At 67.0% G+C, this 17,982-nt stretch carries 18 protein-coding genes; 12 read left to right on the top strand and 6 right to left on the bottom strand.

What is annotated here, in order from left to right; translation table 11 throughout:
• Positions 1-99 precede the first annotated feature (99 nt).
• Both WME90_RS43190 and WME90_RS43195 read right to left on the bottom strand, forming a co-directional pair.
• Complete coding sequence (locus WME90_RS43190; RefSeq protein WP_437277924.1) at positions 100-531, bottom strand: hypothetical protein; 432 nt, start codon at positions 529-531, stop codon at positions 100-102.
• A gap of 590 nt (positions 532-1,121) precedes the next feature.
• Positions 1,122-1,760: a hypothetical protein gene (locus WME90_RS43195; protein WP_437277932.1), complete on the bottom strand. Its 639-nt coding sequence runs from the start codon at positions 1,758-1,760 to the stop codon at positions 1,122-1,124.
• A 311-nt stretch (positions 1,761-2,071) separates the two neighbouring features.
• Here WME90_RS43195 and tnpA point away from each other — a divergent pair, with 311 nt between their 5' ends.
• The 5 genes from tnpA to tnpC all read left to right on the top strand — a co-directional run bounded on the left by tnpA (position 2,072) and on the right by tnpC (position 6,382).
• Positions 2,072-2,413, top strand: a complete 342-nt coding sequence (gene tnpA, locus WME90_RS43200) for an IS66 family insertion sequence element accessory protein TnpA (protein WP_437277933.1) — start codon at positions 2,072-2,074, stop codon at positions 2,411-2,413.
• A complete protein-coding gene (gene tnpB / locus WME90_RS43205; RefSeq protein WP_437277934.1) occupies positions 2,410-2,781 on the top strand; it encodes an IS66 family insertion sequence element accessory protein TnpB in 372 nt (123 codons plus the stop codon). Before tnpA ends, tnpB begins: the two co-directional genes overlap by 4 nt.
• 120 nt (positions 2,782-2,901) lie before the next feature.
• A complete protein-coding gene (locus tag WME90_RS43210) occupies positions 2,902-3,558 on the top strand; it encodes a hypothetical protein (RefSeq protein WP_437277935.1) in 657 nt (218 codons plus the stop codon).
• Between the two features lie 508 nt (positions 3,559-4,066).
• Entirely contained in the window at positions 4,067-5,338 is a 1,272-nt protein-coding gene (ltrA, locus tag WME90_RS43215; protein WP_437277936.1) for a group II intron reverse transcriptase/maturase, read from the top strand.
• A 33-nt stretch (positions 5,339-5,371) separates the two neighbouring features.
• Positions 5,372-6,382, top strand: coding sequence for an IS66 family transposase (gene tnpC / locus WME90_RS43220; protein ID WP_437277937.1), 1,011 nt, complete (start codon positions 5,372-5,374; stop codon positions 6,380-6,382).
• Between the two features lie 362 nt (positions 6,383-6,744).
• Here tnpC and WME90_RS43225 read toward each other — a convergent pair whose 3' ends face one another.
• From WME90_RS43225 to WME90_RS43240, 4 genes are all read right to left on the bottom strand, one after another.
• Entirely contained in the window at positions 6,745-6,867 is a 123-nt protein-coding gene (locus tag WME90_RS43225) for a hypothetical protein (RefSeq protein ID WP_437277938.1), read from the bottom strand.
• 215 nt (positions 6,868-7,082) lie between these two features.
• Positions 7,083-8,114, bottom strand: a complete 1,032-nt coding sequence (locus tag WME90_RS43230; protein ID WP_437277939.1) for a hypothetical protein — start codon at positions 8,112-8,114, stop codon at positions 7,083-7,085.
• A complete protein-coding gene (locus tag WME90_RS43235; protein ID WP_437277940.1) occupies positions 8,114-8,569 on the bottom strand; it encodes a hypothetical protein in 456 nt (151 codons plus the stop codon). Before WME90_RS43235 ends, WME90_RS43230 begins: the two co-directional genes overlap by 1 nt.
• A 670-nt stretch (positions 8,570-9,239) precedes the next feature.
• Positions 9,240-12,272 (bottom strand): ParB N-terminal domain-containing protein, encoded by a 3,033-nt coding sequence (locus WME90_RS43240; protein WP_437277941.1) that lies wholly within the window; start codon positions 12,270-12,272, stop codon positions 9,240-9,242.
• Between the two features lie 284 nt (positions 12,273-12,556).
• On the opposite strand from WME90_RS43240, the gene WME90_RS43245 reads away from it, so the two are divergent.
• From WME90_RS43245 to WME90_RS43275, 7 genes are all read left to right on the top strand, one after another.
• Positions 12,557-12,748: a hypothetical protein gene (locus tag WME90_RS43245; RefSeq protein ID WP_437277942.1), complete on the top strand. Its 192-nt coding sequence runs from the start codon at positions 12,557-12,559 to the stop codon at positions 12,746-12,748.
• Positions 12,749-12,886: 138 nt separating this feature from the next.
• Entirely contained in the window at positions 12,887-13,468 is a 582-nt protein-coding gene (locus WME90_RS43250; protein WP_437277943.1) for a hypothetical protein, read from the top strand.
• A gap of 173 nt (positions 13,469-13,641) precedes the next feature.
• Complete coding sequence (locus WME90_RS43255; RefSeq protein WP_437277944.1) at positions 13,642-15,081, top strand: IS481 family transposase; 1,440 nt, start codon at positions 13,642-13,644, stop codon at positions 15,079-15,081.
• A 2-nt stretch (positions 15,082-15,083) separates the two neighbouring features.
• Complete coding sequence (locus WME90_RS43260; protein ID WP_437277945.1) at positions 15,084-15,920, top strand: ExeA family protein; 837 nt, start codon at positions 15,084-15,086, stop codon at positions 15,918-15,920.
• A gap of 14 nt (positions 15,921-15,934) precedes the next feature.
• A complete protein-coding gene (locus tag WME90_RS43265) occupies positions 15,935-16,216 on the top strand; it encodes a hypothetical protein (protein WP_437277946.1) in 282 nt (93 codons plus the stop codon).
• Positions 16,217-17,488: 1,272 nt separating this feature from the next.
• Positions 17,489-17,623, top strand: coding sequence for a hypothetical protein (locus tag WME90_RS43270; RefSeq protein WP_437277947.1), 135 nt, complete (start codon positions 17,489-17,491; stop codon positions 17,621-17,623).
• A 16-nt stretch (positions 17,624-17,639) separates the two neighbouring features.
• On the top strand, positions 17,640-17,924 hold the full coding sequence (locus WME90_RS43275) for a hypothetical protein (protein WP_437277948.1): 285 nt from the start codon (positions 17,640-17,642) through the stop codon (positions 17,922-17,924).
• The last annotated feature ends 58 nt before the right edge of the window (positions 17,925-17,982 follow it).

Below are 17,982 nucleotides of genomic sequence, written 5' to 3' on the forward strand. Positions count from 1 at the left end.
CGCACCGGCCGCACAGCCATCCAAGCGCAAGGCGCTCCGCCGACCGAGGATCCAACCGGGTGGGGTCCGACATGAGCCCGGCGAGCGGGCCTGTTGCCATCACGCAGCCCGCGCGGCGCCCGCCATGACGGCGGCCTCGGGGACCTCGGCCGCAAAAGGCGCCATCGCGACGAGCGTCATCGCGGCCCGCTCGGCCCGCTGCCGCAGCGATGAAGCGAGGGGACTGGGGCGGACCGCCGCAAAGAGGTGCCCCTGGTCGATGGCGCGTAGCCAGCGCCGCACGGTCACCCAGCTGTCAGCATCGAAGCTGGCGGACCAAGGGCTGACGCGCCGCCGCACATCGATGAGCGCTGCACCGGCGACGCCGACGAGCAGCAGGGCCAGACCGATCGCCGTCGCGGCGAAGTGCCGTCGCGGCGCGACGCCCCGCGGAACGACCGTGATCGCGGCGCTGCAATGGCGGCATCGATAGCGGCGCGCCTCGATCGTGACGAGCCCGCCGCGCTCGCCGGCAGCCAGCGGCCCGCGCACCTGCCGCGACCGCGTTCCGTGACCCCACAGCCCCAACCCGCCCCCCAGCGGGCACCCCGCCGCGCCGCAACGGGGGCAGCGGGCTGGCCGCGCGCGCTCTACGGTGGGCGGGGAACCGAGCCAGCCTTTGACATCGAGGTCCAAATGGACGATCTGTTGAGGGCTCCGCTCTTTCAAGCGATTCGGAGCACGACGGGAGGGGGCACGCGGCCAAACGAGCTCCTCCCGTCGCCTATTTTGTGGCCGGCGCCGCGCCGATGCTCCGCTCCTGCCGCTGACCTACTCCGTTCGTTGCGCCGACGGACGAGGAGTCGTGCTGGTAATTTTCGAGAGGCGAACGGAATGTGCGCTCCCTCTTTTCCTGTGCTCCTGGATTCGACCAACGCGAGCATGCTCAGGAGTAGCTACGCTGAGAATTTTATCGGACTCGGCGCAATGCATGGCCGGGGAGCCCCCTGGCAGCTTGCTGCCCTCGGACACCCCCGTCATCGCACCTGATCCGCCTCGGTGATGGTGTTCTCCGGTGGGTCGAGCACCCTGCCATCAAAGAGCTGGATCGACAGGCGCACCATCGGCATCAACGACGGTGCTCAGTAACACAGCGCCAGCAGTGTGGGGTGAAACCGGATTGCGTCGCCGTGGCGCTCCACGACGGCGCTCTTGAGGTTGTCGTAGAGCAGCACGCGCGGGACGCCGTTGAAGTCGGCGAACGCCTCGACGTGCCCGCGCACGAAGAAGGGCATCGCCGCGCCCGGGAAGAAACGCAGAAAGAGCCGCTGCGAGTAACTGAGCACCATGACGAAAGCCCAGAGCGGGCGCAGCGCCCGGCCGACAGTCAGCTTGCCGAAGTGCGCCCAGTCGACCTGCGCTTGCTCGCCGGGCAACGTGCGGAGCCGCTGGAATGCCTCTGCCGGCTTCTTGGGGCGGAGACGGCCGATCACCCGGCGCAGATGATCGGGACCGCCCGGATAACCGCGCTCCTTCAGCATGCCGAAGAGGCGACTCGAGCGCAGCGAGGGATACTTGCCGAGCTGCTCGACGATGAAGGGCACGAATGGGTCGACCATCGACGGGCGCGGCGCGACGACCTTCGGGTCGACGCCCGCTTGACCGAGCACGCGCTGCACGTTGGTATGGTGCAACCCAAGCTGAGCGGCAATGGTGCCCACGGGCCACTTCTCGCCGTGGTAGAGGCGCAGGATCTCAGCCTCCTTCTCTTTCGCGATCACCGCCGCCTCCCGTCACCGGAAAGGCCCTCGTGGGACATGGGAAGCGCGTCGGTGAAGAGCTCGCCGAGCGGGCCGCTCGCGCATGGCCCAGGGCGGAAGCCGCGCTCCGCAGAGCGAACAGCGGCCAATATCTCGGATTCGATGGTCATCGTCGTCCTTCCTGCCGGGGTAATCTCCGGCGCGAGCTGGGACATCGACGCGGCCGCGGCTTCCGTCACCCCGTGGTGCGTCACTTTCTGCGTACCCGTTCGGCGACCCGCATGCTGTCTTGGAGCCTCTGCGCTGCGTAGAAAGCCGCGCCGGAGGTGCGGATGGACGAGAGCAGACTCATCTGGCGCGACCGGGTAGCGCGCTGGCACAAGAGCGGGCACTCCGCCCGCGTGTTCGCGGAGCAGGAGGGGGTCAGCGCAGGCACGCTCTACTCCTGGAGCCGCCGGCTGGGGATGAAGCGGAGCGAGTACCGGCAGCGCTCGGAGAAGGCGACGCTGCCCGCGTTGCTGCCTGTGGTGGTCGCCCCGTCGAGCGCTACGGCGTGCTCGCCGGGCACCGCGCTGGAGATCGTGTTTCCGGACGGGGCGGTCGTGCGCGTGCCGCCGACGTTCGATGAGGATACGCTGGCGCGCGTCGTTCGCGCACTCGGAGGCGTGCGGTGATCCCGGGCCGCGTCTCGATCTACGTCGCCACCGAGCCGCTCGACTTGCGCCGCTCGTTCGATGGCCTCGGCGCTGTCGTGCGCGAGGTGCTGCGGCAGGATCCGCTCTCTGGAGCGCTGTTCCTCTTTTTCAACCGAGCCGCCGACCGCTGCAAGGCCCTGTGGTGGGACCGCCGCGGGTATTGCCTGCTCTACAAGCGTCTAGAGCGCGGGACGTTTCGAGCCCCGCGTGCAGTCACGCCGGGAGCTACGAGCGTCGTCATCGACGCGGCCGAGCTGGCGAAGATCCTCGAGGGCATCGCGCTCACGCCTTCGAAGCTGGGGCGCGACGTGCGCCTCTGCGAGATGGCTCCGCCTCCAGGCTCGTGATCTCATCCGACCTGTCCGCGCTCTGCCGGGCAGCGCACGCGCTGCATTGCCTCGAGAGCCCTTCTTTTTCCTGCAACAACCCTCTTCAAAAAGCAAAAAGTCACGAGTACTTACCGCCTCGTGAGCAAGTCGCTCGATGAGCAGATTCATGAGCTGAAGGACAAGCTGGCGCGCGCCGCGCACGAGCGCGACGAGTACCGCAAGCTCTACGAGCTCGCCAGCATCGAGCTGGAGCGGCTTCGCCGCCACATCTTCGGCCAGAAGGCCGAGCATGTCGACCCTGGGCAGATGCAGCTCGCCTTCGACGCCATCGTCCAGATGCTCGCGGGCGCAGCGGCGCCACCCGATACCGGCACCGCGAGCACGCCTGAGGGCGACGGCGCTGCGCCAGGAGGCGGCTCCGGAGGCAACGGCACGGGGCGCAGGAACACCCCGCACGGACGGCAGAAGCTGCCCGAGCACCTGCCGGTCGAGCGGATCGAGCTGCTGCCGCCGGAGGTGCGCGATGAGCGCGCCGCCGAGATGGTCCGCATCGGCGAAGAGGTGTTTGAGACGCTGGAGTGGAGGCCCGCGAGCTTCGTGCGGCTGCAAATCGTGCGACCCAAGTTTGCCACCAGGGGCGAGCCCGAGGCCGGCGTCGTCATCGCGGACGTAGCCGACAGCCCCGTACCTCGGTCGCTCGCCGGGCCAGGGCTGCTCGCGCACGTGCTGGTGAGCAAGTATGGTGATCATCGTGCGCCACGACGGCGCGGAAGGGAGGCCCTCATGGCCGCCTGACCGAACCTTGCTGCACAGCCGATGAGGGCAGGCCCCTCGGAGTCGGGCAGCACGGCCAGACTCCAAACCACCTCGAGCTGCGCGGGCCTAAGGGTCCGGGTGGTGAGCGTCAAGGAAAAGGCGCGACGAGATCGCGTCAGGTGTGGTCCGAGAAGACGAACGCAAGTGAACCGCTGATGATGGGTCGAAACGTACTCGAAGACGTCGAAACCGGGCAGGATGATTGGCCCGGGAGAGAACCCAGGGGGTGCGTGCATTTCTGCCTGGGTGGCGTCCGGCCGGAAGGCGGCGTGAGCTCGGATCTGGCGGCAGTGCGGAACGTGGGAACCTCGCGCGCCGATGCCAAGGGAGAAGTCCAAGTGGGAGGCCCCCGCGAGGACCAGCGTACCGATGCGGCGGCGAGGGGCGGAGTGGCTCGTAGTAGCGGAGAAGCCGGCGAAAGCGGGTGGAGCGAAGGGGCCACGTCATCCAGCTATACCAGCGGGTCAACCAGCGATGGGAGGAGCCCGTGGGTGTAGCGAAGTCGTTCGACATTCCGAAGAAGCTCATCTGGGACGCCTACCTGCGGGTGAAGACAAACGGAGGAGCCCCCGGAGTGGATGGGCAGACGATCGAGGAGTTCGAGAGGAATCTCAAGGACAACCTCTATCGTTTGTGGAACCGCATGTCGTCGGGCACGTACTTCCCGGCTCCCGTGCTGCGCGTGGCAATCTCCAAGCGCAGCGGGGGCACGAGGAACCTCGGCATCCCAACGGTTGCCGATCGCATCGCTCAGACGGCCGTGAAGATGGTCCTGGAGCCGGTGGTGGATCCTCTGTTCCATTCCGACTCGTACGGATATCGACCCGGCCGGTCAGCGGTGCAGGCGGTGGGGCGAGCAAGAGAGCGCTGTTGGAAGTTCAACTGGGCTATAGATCTCGACATTCGCGCGTTCTTTGACTCCCTTGATCATGGGCTCATGATGCGGGCGGTCAGGACGTACACTTCGGTTCGCTGGGTGCTCCTCTACATCCAACGGTGGCTTCATGCGCCGGTACAGGTGGAGAGCGGCGCGCTGGAACCGCGGACGTCGGGCACTCCCCAAGGCGGCGTAGCCAGCCCGCTCTTGGCGAACATCTTCCTGCATCTTGCGTTCGACACCTGGATGGCCGAGCGCTTTCCAGACGTGCCGTTCGAGAGATACGCAGATGACGTGCTCGTGCACTGCCGAACGGAGCAGCAGGCTCAGGTCGTGCTGCAAGAAGTGGAGGAGCGCCTGCGGCGCGGCCGGCTCGAGGTCCACCCGCAGAAGACGCAGATTGTCTACTGCAAGGACGCGAACCGGCGTCGGTCTGCGGCTACCGAGAAGTTCGACTTCCTCGGCTTCACCTTCCGGCCTCGTCAGTCACTGAACCGCCGTGGCGAGCTCTTCGTCAGCTTCAGCCCCGCCATCAGCGGGGTTGCGGCGACGGCGATCCGCCGTAAGATGCGCCGAAACTGGCGGATACGGTGCCGAACGGACAAGTCCCTGACCGACCTGGCGAACATGTTCAATCCCGAGCTTCGGGGTTGGATCCAGTATTACGGGAGCTACCATCGTTCAGCCCTCTGCCGTGTGTTCCGCCCGCTCGATCGGGCCCTCGCGAAGTGGGCGAGGCGCAAGTACAAGCGGTTGCGCGGCCACAAGAGGCGTACGGCTCGGTGGTTGGAGGCGATCGCTTGCCGGCAACCGACTCTGTTCGCGCACTGGACGCTCTTTCGGGGTGGGGGACAACTGGGTGGCAGGAGCCGGATGAGCTGAGAGGTTCACGTCCGGTTCTGGGAGAGCCCGGGGGTGAAATTCCCCCGGGCTACTCGCCTGCCGCTGCATCGACAGGAGAAGATTTACGAGCGCCAAGGGGTGCACCTGGCGCGCTCGACGCTCTGTGGCTGGGTGGGCTCGTGCGCCGAGGTGCTGGGGTATCTGGTCGCCGCCATGGCCAAGGACGCGCTCTCCGCCCATTGCATCGCCATCGACGCGACCGGAGTGCTCGTCCAGGCCAAGGACAAGTGCCGGCGTGGACACTTCTGGGTGCTCGTAGCCGACCGAGACCACGTGCTCTTTCGCTTCACGCCTCGTCACAACCAGGATGGCCCCAAGGAGTTTCTCCGCGGGTACAAGGGCTACGTCCAGGCCGACGCATCGAGCGTCTACGAGGAGCTGTTCCGGACCGAGCAGGTCACCGAGGTCGGCTGCTGGGCCCATTGCCGCCGGCGCTTCTTCGAAGCGATGTCGTCGGACCGGGAGCGTGCGATGACGGCGCTCGGCTTCATTCACCAGCTCTTCGCCATCGACAAGGCGACCAAGGACCTGGCTCCCGGTCGCCGCACCGAGCAGCGCCGAAGCCACGCCCAGCCCGTGCTCGGTGCCTTCCGCGCGTGGCTCGACAGCGAGGAGCTGCTGGTGCTGCCCAGAAGCCCCATCGCTGGCGCCATCGGGTATGCGCGCAACCAGTGGACCGCACTCATCCGCTTCCTTGAGGATGGGCGGCTCCGCCTGGACAACAACCGCAGTGAGCTGGAGCTCCGCAGAGAGGCACTCGGGCGGAAGAACTGGATCTTCGTCGGCAGCGACGACGGGGCGGAGTGGAACGCCGTCATCGTGTCGCTGATCGCCTCCTGCGCCCTGCACCAGATTGACCCCTGGGCCTACCTGCGCGACGTGCTGATCCTGTTGCCGAGCTGGCCGCGCGATCGGGTCCTCGAGCTCGCTCCCAAGTCCTGGAAGCAGACCCTCGAGAACACCGACGCTCGGCAGCGGCTCGCTGCCAGCCCGTGGACGGCGCCGGTCACGCTGGCCGCGTGAGCGCTTCGAAGCCTGCTCTGCGCCACCGGTAGCGTCCGGCGACGTCGCGCTGGGCGTGGGCTCCGCTCGCCGGCTTTGCCGCGAGGGCGGCGCCTCTGCGCCATCGATCGCCGCGGACGCGCTCGACTTGCCGGGGCGCGGCCTTCGCACGCTGACGTCGCCGGTCCCGCGTCTCGCTGGCGTCGCTTCGGGGTCCGTCAGTCCGGTCTCGCCGCCGTTGCCGGTGCCCTGCCGTCGCTCTCGCATCGCACGGCAAGCCTATGTCCCTGGCCTGCTCGACGTCAGGATGCGCTCTGCCGAACGGATACGAACGGGTCGACCATGGGCGGTCGCGGCGCGACGACCTTCGGGTCGACACCTGCTTACCCGAGCAAGCGCTTCACGGGGGTGTGATGCAGCCCAAACTGGCCGGCGATGGTGCCGACGGGCCGCTTCTCGCCGCGGTAGAGGCGCACGATCTCGGCCTCCTCATCCTTGGCGATCATCGCCGCCTCCCGTCACCGAGGAGGCCCTTGAGTGACGCGGGGAGCGCATCGGTGAAGCGCTGGCCGCGTGCGTCGCTCGCGCAGGGCCCAGTGCGGGAGCAGCGGGTCGACCAGCCGCCTCCGGAGGTCTACTCGCGCCTCGTCGGAGGCCTATCGACAGGCAACGAAGATGCTGAGCTCGATAATCCCAGCCCTTAGAAGTGCGAAACTTGAGTTTAGAGGCCGCGCAAATAGTGGATCGCTGCCCGTTCTTCTGACGAGGTGTACCCTTCGTCGAGCAACCTGATGAGAAGCTCCCGCAATGGGCGGTTTCCCCGCAATGATTGCGCTAGCGCCGTGTCCCGACGAACTAGATCGACATATTCCAGGGCGACGTCGTCGGCGTCCGTGTGATAGTCGCTGTCGAGGCTTTGGAATACTCGTCGTGTGAATTCCAGGTTCGTCCGATGCTCCATCGCGAGCGCTCGTGCCATTCCCTCTTCATTGACCCCGGCCCAAAAGCCGGTGAACCGTGCCACGAAGCTCCGCGTCGTCGGATCGCTGGTGCCAGCTGCCTCCACATATGCATGATCGGCCAGCAACGCGCCGAGGACGCCGCCCACGAAGGCTCCTACGGCGACACCCGGGGGGCCAGCCCATATACCGCCCGCTGCACCCATCGCCGCGCCTGCCGCAACACTGGCGCCGAACCCGCCGGCGATGGTCGCCGCCTCACGCCCCGTCTGCCACCATGCATTCTCTGCCGTCCCAATGTTGTACGCCGCGATGGCGAACGTCGCCAGCCACAATCCTCGGGCCGCCCACCGCAATTTCGGTATGCCACGTGTCACGGATTGCCGTGAGTTTCCCGAGCTGTCGATCACTTTCAGGAAGACAAGTGTTTGCTCTTCTCCGGTGAGCTCGTGGAACAAGCGCCCTTGGAGGTTCAGCTTCTGCATCGCCTTCACGATCGCTTGCTCGAGTGTCAAGCCTTCGGCCTTCATGCGCTGTGCAAGCGCTCGGCCCAGATCAAGATCCCGCTCTCGTTGCATCCGCATGATCTCGTTCCGCATGCCGTTGGCGAGTTCTGCCCCTCGCTCCGCCGAGAGTTGCCCGCTATCCACGGCCTGGCGAATACTCTGGCTCATTTCGGCGATCTGCTGGAAATATGCTGTGCGTACCTGCGCCATGCGAATTAGGCGCATGGCGAAATTGTTCGCCGTCACCTCCAGCTCTCGCAGCGCCGATTCCAATTGCGGATCTGACACTATGTAGCTCCTTTCTTCAGGATGCTCAGGGTGAGTCGGTGTGATTTTAGCCAATGTTTGTACTTCCATCCTGCAGGCAATCGTAGTCGCAGCCCAGGCTTCCTCGTCACGTTCAGCTGGTAGACATTCATGTTCGTGAAGAACTCGAAGTTGACGTAGTCGCCTCCGAGCTCTCCAATCTTCAAGAGGCCTGCGGTGAAATCCGCGCCCGCCTCAAGCGCGTCCTCAATACATCCATTCTGTCCCAACAAGTAAATGTGCAGACCCTCGTCGTACGGGCTGTCTTCGGTGAGCCAGAGGAGCGCGCTGCCATCGCTCAACTCGAACTGCGCTTCTAGGCAGACCCCATCGACCGCGACCGCCAGCAGATCTCCATTTCGCGCTACCCGCGCCCGGTGCTTCTCACGATCCACAATCGCCAAGGAATAGCGCGACACCGCTCGCATCTTTGTCATCGGTCGGGCGCCCTCTTCTGGTCTACAAATACTGATGCTCGGCAGCGGGGATAGAGCCCCGTGTGCCGTGAGGCGGGTTCTGATTGCCGCACGAGGATGGCGCCGACGCCGCAGGTTTGCTCGTCAGAGACCAGAACAGCTGGAGAGCCGCCTCCTGTACATGCGCCGACCAGTCCGTGGTCCGGATTTCTTGTTCCACCCGATCCCGTATGCCGTGTTCCACGTAGCGACCGAGCACCGCGCCGAACTCTCTGTGTGCGGCAGCGGGGAGGCGCTTCGGCGTCTCGTCCTGCCTGCCTTCGCTGATAGTCGTTGGCTGCTGCTGCGCCGCCTGCTGTCGCCCAAGAGACGGCACGGGCAGCTCGGCGCCGCGCGAAGTATCGCTGTGCCTGCTCATCGGTGACGCCGGTCCGGTAACGTACGTCGATGGATTAACGCTCCAGGCGCTCACGTGGTCGGCGTAAACAAAGGCGCCGTCAAGCAGCGGCCGGCAACGCTGCGTCAAATCTCTGATGGCATGCCATACCCTCTCGGCCTCGGGCCGCACTGGCAGCCCGCTGTGCGTCTCGGCAAGTCTTTCACAGCCCTCATCCATAACCACGAGGCAGTCCCTTACGATCCCGCACATCTCTTCAAAGGAAGACTCGTTGAGCGGCGCGATGATCGACAGCTAGCTGGAGCACGCCGCGGGAGCGCTCTGGGCGGGGTTCGGCCATCGCTTTAGCTTCTCGCCCAGCGAGGCGAACATTGTGCGCGTACCCTCCGCCATCTCTCGCACGAACGCGGCCCCTGCGTCACGGAACATCGCCGAGGGCACACCTCGCTCCTCGAGATGATGAAGAAACGTGTACTGGCCGGCGACGATGGCGCTGCCGCCGTGCTGGACAAACCGGTCGATCGCGTCGCATATGGCAGCGCTCGACGGGTCGCTGGCGCGCGTCGTCGCGCGCCCATCATACGCGCGCTCGAGAACTGGCTCGATCTTGCGCAGGTACTTGCCTGTAACATCGAACACCTCGAACGCGCGCAGCACGTCCCCGTGCTCTCGGGCGAGCGCGCTGTTCTCCGGCAAGATGGGTCGCAACTCCTTCACGAAATTCGGGACGGTGACCGGGCGACGAGGAGCGGCCCGGCGGCGCCCGTGCTCCGGACGGGAGAGCCGGGCCATCACCTTCGCCATGTCCGCGAGGGGCTCGACGAGCGCCTCGCCCTCGCAAAGCTCCTCGATCCCCAGCCCGGGGATCTCCAGTACCTCGTCGTCGAGCAGGGTTCTCTGAAGGTCGATTGCGGCTTCAACGGCTGCGGCGATGTCCGCATGCGGTCCGTCTTGTCTTCGTGCCGGTGAATGTTGCTCGTTCGTTATGGCGCCCGTGATGTTGTCGTTCTGGATCGCCGGAGCAGTGGTCGTCTCGGTGGAAACCACGAACGCGACCATCTTCTGCTCGAGCGCGGCGATCTCCTCGCCGATGGCCAGCCCCTCCGCTGCGCGAGCCGGATCCAGGCCCTCTACGAGGCGTTCCCAACATTTCCTCACGTCGTGGAGGTGCTGGGCGTTCTTGCGTACGCGCGCCCTGATGTCGCCGCGCTGTGGGCGGGACAACCGCTTGCGTTGGCCGCCGAGCTCGATACCGGCCTGCCTCACCGTGCGGCAGCGCCCCGAGGCGAGCGCTTCAGCGACCGCCGTCTGCTTGTCCGGTTCGAGCCGGGTGATCTGCAGGAGCACGCGCTTCTGATCCTCGATCGGCGTGCCCCGAATGGCCTGCCTCGCAGCAGCAGGAAGCCGCGCGATCTTCACGTCGTCCTGGATGGTGCGGATCGAGAGACCTGTCCTCGTGGACGCGTCCTCGGCGAAAGACGCGACGGTCGCGTCCTTCGCCTTCTTCCCGCCGCCGCTCTTTCCCGGCGCGCCCCCGTGCCTCGTCTCGGGGTGGAGCTCCTCGTAGATCTCCTTGCGCCGCAGCAGGTGCTCGCCACGCTCGAGCACAGTCAGCTCGCTCCGCGCCAGGTTCTCGTCGAGCTCGATGAGCTCGGCCTCGAGGTCGGATACCACGACGATACGCGCGAGGATCGTCTCCCGGCCGAGTTGCCGATGGGCTTCCAGTCGGTGCGCCCCGGAGACGAGGACGATGCGGCTACCAGGCAGGCGTCGCACGACGATCGGCTCGATCAGCCCGGTCTGCGCGATCGACTCCTGGAGCGCCGTGACATCGCGGAGCTGACGGGCCCGGCGCTTCGGCACCTCGATGTTGGTGAGCGGGATCTCACGAACCTCCTCCCGTTTCTGTCGACTCACGCGCGGCCGAGACTTCGCCGCGTTCTTCCTCCCACCCATCACCGGCGGCTTCCTGCGCTTGCGTACCATGATCCTTCTCCTGGACGACGGCGTGGCGGTTGCGGCTTTCTCGCGTGTGGCTCCGTTCGCGCTGGACCCGTTGTCCGAGGCCGAGCCGCCGAACGAGTCGCCCACCTCGGCGATGCCGACGCGCGCCGCGCCCTTCGGAGCCGCAGGGACGTGCTGGCCGCCTGCCTGGTGTCTGCCTTGTAGAGCGGGGTCGATGCGCGCTCCCTCCGCCAGGTGCGCCGACACGAGCGGCAGGTGGCAACGCGTCCGCTCGAGCAGGTCCGCCGCACCCGGCTGCGAGGACGCCGCACCCGCTGCCTGCTGCAACCGAGCGATGAACGGGTTGGCGCTTCGGCCGTCAGCCGCCGGGTTCGACTGGAGCATGACGCCCTCGAGGCCGGCGAACCCTGGCGCATCGCGCTCGACGATGTTCTCTTCGTAGAGCAAGTAGCGAAGCTTGTTCGTCCAGCCGCCGTCGTGCGCCCGGGCGAGCAGCCGCACGTACAGATCCGTCGCGTACTCGCTCCACCGATCGATGTTGCGGTGCTCGAAGACGTCGGTGAACCACTGATAGCCCGCAGTGCCGGGCGCGTAGCCGTTGCGGACGACCTGCCAGTTGGTGCGGTTGTTGAACGGGTCGGCCCAGAAGTCCTCGACGAGATCCGGGCGCACCCGATCGATCAGCTCGTCCAGCGCCCCGACCTCCAGCACGTCGGGGAAGATGGGACAGGCCATGCCGAACGTGGGCACGCCTGCGCCTTGCAGGCGCGCCAGCACCCTCAGTCTCGCCGACGGGGGGGACGTGCCCACCTCGATCCGGCGTGCCCACGCGTCGTCCAGCGAGCCGATCGATAGCCCGACGGTGAACCGACCTGGGTAGCGCTCGAAGAACCTGATCCACTTCGGGGAGCCGACCGCGGCGTTCTTCGTCAGCACGCGGATGCGGAAGCGGGTGCGCTCGAGCACCATCCGCAGCGCGGCCTCGGTCGTGCCGTCCTTGAGGGGGACGGGGCTGAAGGCGTCCGTGAGCATCGAGAACACGAGCGTGTGGCCCGCTCCCCAGCCGTCACCCTTGCGATCCAGCTGCGACTTCAGGTTCGTCAGGATGTTCGGCCACACGAACGTGAGCGACGGGTCCTTGCTCGGCAGGGCGCGCTCGCCGATCTGCTCCTCGGTGAGGTCGAGGAACTCCTTGCGGCGGATGCGGAGGTAGTTGCCCTCGTTGCTCGAGCAGTAGGCGCACCCGAAGCCGCACAAGCCCATGATGTCGAGCTTGAAGTCGGACAGCCCCTTCTTCTCGAAGCCGGGCGACGGTTTAATGGGATCCTTGACGGCCGGGACGTTAACGATCCGGTTCTTCATGGCGACGTGCTCCGATCCTCGGGTTTCGGTCGTAGATCCATCTGCCGGACGACACCCGTGCGCTGGTCGTCGACCGCATCGCGCGGGTCGCCTCGGATCAGGTAGACCGCGTCGTTGCCGGGGGGATGTCGTTGCTCTCGCGGCGGTCGCCCTGCCCGGTCACGAAGCGCAGGCGCGACCGCGTGGGGACCTCGGGACGGTGCGCGACCTGCCGTCCCATGTCGTCGAACCGGAAGGTCAACGCTCATCGCCATGTGAGCGCCGCGAGGACGCCGGCGAGCAACGTGACCACCTCGTCGGACGCGTTGACCATCGGGCACACCATGCGGCACGACCAAATCGTCGCCGTGATCCTGCCCGAGCTCGCCCGATCGATCGCCCGTCAGCGCATCGTCGATGTGAAAGAAGATGGACACCGCGAGCTCCTCGCGAACGTGCTCGCTGATGATGCCGGAGAAGCCGGTGCGGCCGGATGAGCAGCGCCAGGAAGATGGCGGCCCCCGGGCGCCATCCTGAGCGCGTTCTTTGAGGGGCGACAAACGAAGCCCCCTCAGAAAACTTGTCGAAGTCCTCCGAGGGGGCTCGCCTCCGAGTTGCCAGAAACGGAGGAGCCCATGTTCGACCAGTTCACGCTCAAGGGCGAGTTCTTCGCGACGTTGGAGGCCCTGGACCGGGCGATCGCACGGCGGGTGGGGGCGAGCCGGTGCCCGGCGTGCGGGGGCCTGCTGCACGCGGGCAACTACCCCCGCAAGCCGCGAGGCGCGCTCATCGCGCCGGAGGGCGAGGCGTTCCTCGTCCGCTTCAGCTTCTGCTGCGGCCGCGAGGGGTGCCGCCGGCGCGCGACGCCCCCGTCGCTTCGATTCCTCGGCCGGCGCGTGTACCTCGGCGTCGTCGTGATCGTGGCGAGCCTTGTCGCGCAGGCGCTCGGCGCCGCCAGCGCGCAGCCGACCGGCGTTCCGCGGAGGACGACGCGCCGATGGCTCACCTGGTTGCGTGGCCCCTTCCTCGCGAAGGAGGTCCTGCTCGCGATCCGCGTCCGTCTCGTCGGCGTCGATGTCGGCGGGATCCCAAGGTCAATCATCGAGCGGCTCCCCGGCACGGCCGACGAGCAGATGCGCACGATGCTCCACCTGCTCGCGCCGCTCACGACGGGCTCGGTCCTCGATGGATCACGTTTTCTGAGGGACATCGCATGACCACGGCGCCACGCAGAAGATGTCATTCGGCGTGGATTCCGCGGTGAGATAGGGTTTCCCCGCCCGGTAGGTCCGTTCGCCGACCGCGCAGGAGACCTCATGAGCCACGAGCACCGGACGCGCGCGCGCCCGCCAAGGGCCCGTCTGCGCCTTTCGATCCGGAGGAGGAATCGATGAGCCACGACGACCAGGCGCCCATGCGCCTGCGCTGGGCGCGGATGCGCTTCTCCATCATCAGCCACCTGCTCGCCTCTCCGCCGGAGCCCGGCGAGCTCGCGAGTCGGATCGCCGAGCTCGCCGCGAAGTCCTGGCGACACCCGACCAAGGGCTCGGTGATCCGGCTCTCGCCCAAGACCATCGAGCGCATGTACTACGCGGCACGCAGCGCGGATGACCCGGTCAGCGTGCTCGCGCGCAAGGTCCCGAAGCACGCCGGCTCGCAGCCGAGAATCACGACAGCGGTCGCGTCCGCGATCGAGAGTCAGTACCGCGATCACCCGCGCTGGACCTGGCAGCTCCACCACGACAACCTCGTCGCGCTCGCAAAGACAACCCCCGCGCTCGACCCGGTGCCCAGCTACACCACAGTGCGCCGCTTCATGAAGGCCCACGGCATGTATCGCATCCAGAGGAGGCGCCAAGGCAGGGCGGTCGAATCGGAGCTCGTGCCGCGCGAGACGCGCTCGTACGAGCTGGCCTATGTCAACGCGCTCTGGCACTACGACTTCCACGAGGGCAAGCGAAAGGTCGTCACGGCCAGCGGGGAGCTGAAGACACCCTATCTCTTCGGCCTGCTCGACGACTGCTCGCGGGTGTGCTGCCACGCGCAGTGGTACCTCGACTGCGAGAACACCGAGAACCTCGTGCACGGCTTCAGCCAGGGGATCCAGAAGCGGGGGCTGCCGCGCGGCGCCTACAGCGATCGTGGAGGTGCCATGAAGGCCGCCGAGATGCGGGAGGGGCTCGAGCGGCTCGGCATCGCGCAATATCTCACGCTGCCGAACAGCCCGCATCAGAACGGCAAGCAAGAGCACTTCTGGACGCTCGTCGAGGGGCGGCTCATGCCGATGCTCGAGGGCGAACCGAACCTCACGCTCGACTTGCTCAACACCGCGACCCAGGCGTGGGTCGAGCAGGAGTATCACCGCACCGTCCACAGCGAGCTCAAAAAGACTCCGCTCGATCGCTACCTCGAAGGCCCCGACGTGAGCCGCCCGAGCCCCGACTCCGATGCGCTGCGCCGGGCCTTCCGCATGGAGATCTCGCGCCACCAGCGTCGGAGCGACGGGACGGTCACGATCGAGGGCGTGCGCTTCGAGGTCCCCTCGGCCTACCGAGTGCTCGAACGTCCCCGGATTCGTGTCGCGCGCTGGGATCTCTCCAGCGCAGAGCTCGTCGACCCGCGCTCGGGCGAGCACCTTGCAACGCTCTTTCCGCTCGACAAGGAGCGGAACGCGGACCGGGCGCGTCGCGCGCTCACCGAGATCACCGCGCCGCTGGCTCCGTCGAGGAAGCCCCCCGGAATCGCGCCGCTCCTGCGCCAGCTGATGGCCGAGTACGCGGCCACGGGCCTGCCGCCCGCCTACCTGCCCAAGAACACGGAGGACGATTGACCATGATGAGTCGACTCCTGTCTCTCTACAGTTTGAAGTACATTCCCTTCCGCGCCGATGTGCCCGCGGAGGCCCTCTACGTCTCGCCGCCCGTCGACGCCTTCCTTCGTCGCGTCGAGCTCGGTTTGGCCCACGGCGGCTTCGCCATGCTCACCGGCGATCCCGGAACAGGCAAGAGCATCGCGTTACGCCTGCTCGCTGCGCGGCTCGGCGCCCTGACCGACGTGGTGGTCGGCACCATCGAGCATCCTCAGAGCAGGGCCGGCGACTTCTACCGCGAGCTCGGTGATCTCTTCGGGGTCCCGCTCTCGTCCAGCAACCGCTGGGCAGGCTTCAAGGCGCTTCGCTCGCGCTGGGCCGAGCACTTCGCCACGACACTTCGGCGACCCGTGCTGATCCTCGATGAGGCGCAGGAGGCGAGCACGCCCGTGCTCAACGAGCTGCGCATCCTCTCCAGCAAGGACTTCGATTCGAGGCAACTGCTCTGCGTGGTCTTCGCCGGCGACTCCCGCCTCCCCCAGCGTCTCCGCACTGCCGAGCTCTTGCCGCTCGGCTCGCGCATCCGCCGCCGGCTCGTCCTCGACTACGCCTCTCGCGACGAGCTGCTCGCGTGTCTCGACCACGTGCTCGCCGCCGCCGGCAACCCCTCCTTGATGACCGCGGAGCTCAAGGCCACGCTCGCCGACCACTCCGCCGGAAACTACCGCGTGCTCATGAACCTCGCCGACGAGCTTCTCGCCGCCGCCGCCGAGCGCGAGCTGCCGCGGCTCGACGAGAAGCTCTTTCTCGAGATCTTCGGCGCGGCCCCGAAGCCCAAGTCCGCGAACCGCAAACGGTGAACCAGGAGGCGCCCATGCCACGCACCGCCAACGTCACGCTGCCGATCCCCGAGCCCCTCGCGCTGCTCGACGCCACGTTGCTTTTCCTCATCCAGGTCCTGCTCGCGCAGCACCCCGATCTACTCGCGCCCCCCGAGGAGCCCGCGCCCCGCACTCCGGGCCTGCGCGCGGCCCGCCGCATCTTCGAGGCCGTCCGCGAGCTCCACGCCGCGCTCGACGGCTACCGCGCCTTCCTCCCCGCGGATCACTCGCGGGCGCTCGGCGACGAGCGGCCCGGCGACGACATCCCGTTTTGAGACGCCCCCGCCCGCGCTCGGCTCATAACGCCGCGCGTCCCTCGATCTTCGCGCTCAAAGCCCCTCAAACTTCGTGCTCGTGTCCGTCCTGGCGTCGCGGCCCGGCCATGCCCAAGGCCGTGACGGCCATGACGCCGCGCGTCCCTCAAACTTCGTGCTCCGCACCCCCTCAGACTTCGCGAGCACGCTCAGGACATGATCGGGTCTCCCCAGTGCTTGCCCGCGAGCGTACCTCGCGGCCGTCCGTAGCGGGGTACAGGACCCTTCAGACGATCTACTTCCGTCCCGCACGAACTTGGTTCCGGGACCTTGGCGGTCGGGTTCCGCAGCCCCCGTCGTCGATCGACGTGGAGAGCTTGGCGTTGAGAGCCGGTGGACGGCACCAAGGTGGCGGTCGTGGTGTGGCGAGAGCAGAGGATAACGGAATGCCGTCGGGCATGACGCGCCCCATGCTGCGAAGCGTCAAGGCGCTGCGTGACTCGTCCCTGCTGCGCAATCGCGCTCTGCGCCCTGCTCCCCGATGTCATTCGGCGAGGTGCTCCACCCGATGACATGCGCTCACCAGCCACTCAGACCGCCCTCCCGCCATTCACACGCCATTCACACGCCCACCGTCGCGCCGGGTCGCCCCCGGTCGCGTTCCGTCGCGTTCCAGCCTCCCCACCCGAACCCCGCAGGGCTGTCCCAAGCACGCGATCAGGCTGGGTTTTTCGCCTGATCCCGCAGGGTTCGGGCAGGGGCTTCCCGTGACGTCGCCGAGGCCCCTTCCGGGTTTTGAAAACCGTCGTTGGGGCAACTCAACCAGGGGTTCGAATCCCTTCTCCTCCGCAGGAATCCTCGAGAATTCCGTCGATGGGCCCGGATAGCCATCGAGGAGCTACCGCGCCCTATTCACACGGCTAGGTTCACCGCCGGTGAAGACCTTCACCGCCTCTCTTTTCGGATTTTCATTGGTGTGTGCGTAGCGCTGGGGTCACCGAGAGGTGCAGGTGGCCGGCGAGCTGATGCACCGTCGGCGCCGAGGCGCCGCCCTTGAAGCGCTCCGTGATGAAGAGGTGCCGTAGGCCGTGAAGCGGGGTGGCCGGCACCTGCACCCTGTCGAGAGCGCGCTTGAAGGCGGCGCGCGCACCGCTTTCCGTCCAGGTGTTCCCTCGCGGGATGGGGCCACCGGATCGGTCGACCCGTGCTGCTTCTCTTCTTGTTCGCCTCGACGAGCTGCTCCTTCAGCATGGGCGCGGGGTCCACCCACCGGCCCTCGGAGGAGGGTCCCAGGTGGCGACGGAGCGAATGACCATGGCCCTGCTCGACCCGCTCGGGGCGCGCAATCCGAAGGAGCCTCCGGGTGAGCCGACGGCGGACGCGACCCAGCCGGTGCGCTGGGCCTTTGGCTTGGCAGGGGAGGGGTGAGGAGTTGGAATTCAGAGTGCCGACGAGTCCCAAGGAAGTGGTCGAATCGTTCTGCGATAACTGGATTCCATGGGTTGATGTCCCGATGTTGTTGCTGCCATTTATTACAGAGCATAACGTGGATGCGATTCTCGGCGAGCTTCCTGGGGAGCTGCGCGACTACTTCGTAGAGTACGCGGAGGCGAATCTCGTGCAGGATGATCATCCCGTAATCGTCATTAGTTCTAGCGGCCACCCGCCCGAGGAGCCGCCGCGCGAGGCCGTCCTCGCCGTCCGCGGGTGGCTTGCGCGTCGGCGGTAACAGCGCGTGGTGCCGTCGGATGCGATAAGGCACAAGTTGACGATCTTGCTCCGTGATG

Source organism: Sorangium sp. So ce375, assembly GCF_051473855.1.
Classification (GTDB): Bacteria; Myxococcota_A; Polyangia; order Polyangiales; family Polyangiaceae; genus Sorangium.

What these genes read in the sequence shown, in the direction of transcription:
- tnpA (WP_437277933.1), top strand. Translation starts at nt 2,072, where the DNA reads ATGGACGAGAGCAGACTCATCTGGCGCGACCGGGTAGCGCGCTGGCAC.
- WME90_RS43225 (WP_437277938.1), bottom strand. Translation starts at nt 6,867, where the DNA reads ATGATCGCCAAGGATGAGGAGGCCGAGATCGTGCGCCTCTACCGCGGC.
- WME90_RS43235 (WP_437277940.1), bottom strand. Translation starts at nt 8,569, where the DNA reads ATGACAAAGATGCGAGCGGTGTCGCGCTATTCCTTGGCGATTGTGGAT.
- WME90_RS43240 (WP_437277941.1), bottom strand. Translation starts at nt 12,272, where the DNA reads ATGAAGAACCGGATCGTTAACGTCCCGGCCGTCAAGGATCCCATTAAA.
- WME90_RS43250 (WP_437277943.1), top strand. Translation starts at nt 12,887, where the DNA reads ATGTTCGACCAGTTCACGCTCAAGGGCGAGTTCTTCGCGACGTTGGAG.
- WME90_RS43255 (WP_437277944.1), top strand. Translation starts at nt 13,642, where the DNA reads ATGAGCCACGACGACCAGGCGCCCATGCGCCTGCGCTGGGCGCGGATG.
- WME90_RS43260 (WP_437277945.1), top strand. Translation starts at nt 15,084, where the DNA reads ATGATGAGTCGACTCCTGTCTCTCTACAGTTTGAAGTACATTCCCTTC.
- WME90_RS43265 (WP_437277946.1), top strand. Translation starts at nt 15,935, where the DNA reads ATGCCACGCACCGCCAACGTCACGCTGCCGATCCCCGAGCCCCTCGCG.